Consider the following 2,560-nt stretch of genomic DNA (forward strand, 5'->3'; position numbering starts at 1 on the left):
CATCAGCGAGGACGCTGTGAATCTCCCGATTATTCCTCGGGGGGTTCCGCTCTCGTGATGGTTTCCCGATTACGGGACAACATTCACGGAGAGTTTGATCCTGGCTCAGGACGAACGCTGGCGGCGTGCTTAACACATGCAAGTCGAACGATGAACCACTTCGGTGGGGATTAGTGGCGAACGGGTGAGTAACACGTGGGCAATCTGCCCTTCACTCTGGGACAAGCCCTGGAAACGGGGTCTAATACCGGATAACACTCCTTCAGGCATCTGGAGGGGTTAAAAGCTCCGGCGGTGAAGGATGAGCCCGCGGCCTATCAGCTTGTTGGTGAGGTAGTGGCTCACCAAGGCGACGACGGGTAGCCGGCCTGAGAGGGCGACCGGCCACACTGGGACTGAGACACGGCCCAGACTCCTACGGGAGGCAGCAGTGGGGAATATTGCACAATGGGCGAAAGCCTGATGCAGCGACGCCGCGTGAGGGATGACGGCCTTCGGGTTGTAAACCTCTTTCAGCAGGGAAGAAGCGAAAGTGACGGTACCTGCAGAAGAAGCGCCGGCTAACTACGTGCCAGCAGCCGCGGTAATACGTAGGGCGCAAGCGTTGTCCGGAATTATTGGGCGTAAAGAGCTCGTAGGCGGTCTGTCACGTCGGATGTGAAAGCCCGGGGCTTAACCCCGGGTCTGCATTCGATACGGGCAGACTAGAGTGTGGTAGGGGAGATCGGAATTCCTGGTGTAGCGGTGAAATGCGCAGATATCAGGAGGAACACCGGTGGCGAAGGCGGATCTCTGGGCCATTACTGACGCTGAGGAGCGAAAGCGTGGGGAGCGAACAGGATTAGATACCCTGGTAGTCCACGCCGTAAACGGTGGGAACTAGGTGTTGGCGACATTCCACGTCGTCGGTGCCGCAGCTAACGCATTAAGTTCCCCGCCTGGGGAGTACGGCCGCAAGGCTAAAACTCAAAGGAATTGACGGGGGCCCGCACAAGCAGCGGAGCATGTGGCTTAATTCGACGCAACGCGAAGAACCTTACCAAGGCTTGACATCGCCCGGAAAGCCGTAGAGATACGGCCCCCCTTGTGGTCGGGTGACAGGTGGTGCATGGCTGTCGTCAGCTCGTGTCGTGAGATGTTGGGTTAAGTCCCGCAACGAGCGCAACCCTTGTTCTGTGTTGCCAGCATGCCCTTCGGGGTGATGGGGACTCACAGGAGACTGCCGGGGTCAACTCGGAGGAAGGTGGGGACGACGTCAAGTCATCATGCCCCTTATGTCTTGGGCTGCACACGTGCTACAATGGCAGGTACAATGAGCTGCGAAGCCGCGAGGCGGAGCGAATCTCAAAAAGCCTGTCTCAGTTCGGATTGGGGTCTGCAACTCGACCCCATGAAGTCGGAGTTGCTAGTAATCGCAGATCAGCATTGCTGCGGTGAATACGTTCCCGGGCCTTGTACACACCGCCCGTCACGTCACGAAAGTCGGTAACACCCGAAGCCGGTGGCCCAACCCCCTTGTGGGGAGGGAGCTGTCGAAGGTGGGACTGGCGATTGGGACGAAGTCGTAACAAGGTAGCCGTACCGGAAGGTGCGGCTGGATCACCTCCTTTCTAAGGAGCACTTCTTACCGACAACCTTCGGGGAACTCGGTCAGAGGCCAGTACATCGGCGAATGTTCGATGCTGGTTGCTCAAGGGTGGAACGTTGATTATTCGGCCGGTTCTTGGGTCGGAGGCTGTTAGTACTGCTCGTAAGAGTGTGGAACGCATGATCTCTGGACGGGAGTTGGTTGGGCACGCTGTTGGGTGTCTGAAGGTACGGCCGAGAGGCTGCCTTCAGTGCCGGCCCCAGTGCACTCGAACTACTGGTTCGGGGTGATGGGTGGTTGGTCGTTGTTTGAGAACTGCACAGTGGACGCGAGCATCTGTGGCCAAGTTTTTAAGGGCGCACGGTGGATGCCTTGGCACCAGGAACCGATGAAGGACGTGGGAGGCCACGATAGTCCCCGGGGAGTCGTCAACCAGGCTTTGATCCGGGGGTTTCCGAATGGGGAAACCCGGCAGTCGTCATGGGCTGTCACCCACTGCTGAACACATAGGCAGTGTGGAGGGAACGCGGGGAAGTGAAACATCTCAGTACCCGCAGGAAGAGAAAACAACCGTGATTCCGGGAGTAGTGGCGAGCGAAACTGGATGAGGCTAAACCATATACGTGTGAGACCCGGCAGGGGTTGCGTATGTGGGGTTGTGGGATTTCTCTTTCACGGTCTGCCGATCGTGAGACGAGTCAGAAACCGTTGATGTAGGCGAAGGACATGCGAAAGGTCCGGCGTAGAGGGTAAGACCCCCGTAGTCGAAACATCAACGGCTCGTTTGAGAAACACCCAAGTAGCACGGGGCCCGAGAAATCCCGTGTGAATCTGGCGGGACCACCCGCTAAGCCTAAATATTCCCTGGTGACCGATAGCGGATAGTACCGTGAGGGAATGGTGAAAAGTACCGCGGGAGCGGAGTGAAATAGTACCTGAAACCGTGTGCCTACAAGCCGTGGGAGCGTCGGA

Annotated in this window: 2 rRNA genes (1 of these 2 cut by a window edge); both read left to right on the forward strand. The window is 57.7% G+C overall.

Going from position 1 to position 2,560, the window contains the following annotated elements:
- Positions 1-82 precede the first annotated feature (82 nt).
- Positions 83-1,610 (forward strand): 16S ribosomal RNA (locus ACFWM2_RS40380).
- A 318-nt stretch (positions 1,611-1,928) separates the two neighbouring features.
- Positions 1,929-2,560 (forward strand): 23S ribosomal RNA (locus tag ACFWM2_RS40385); it runs 1,928 nt beyond the window's last position.
- The 16S and 23S rRNA genes sit together here, the layout of an rRNA operon.

It is taken from the genome of Streptomyces sp. NPDC058371, assembly GCF_042723265.1.
Classification (GTDB): domain Bacteria; phylum Actinomycetota; class Actinomycetes; order Streptomycetales; family Streptomycetaceae; genus Streptomyces.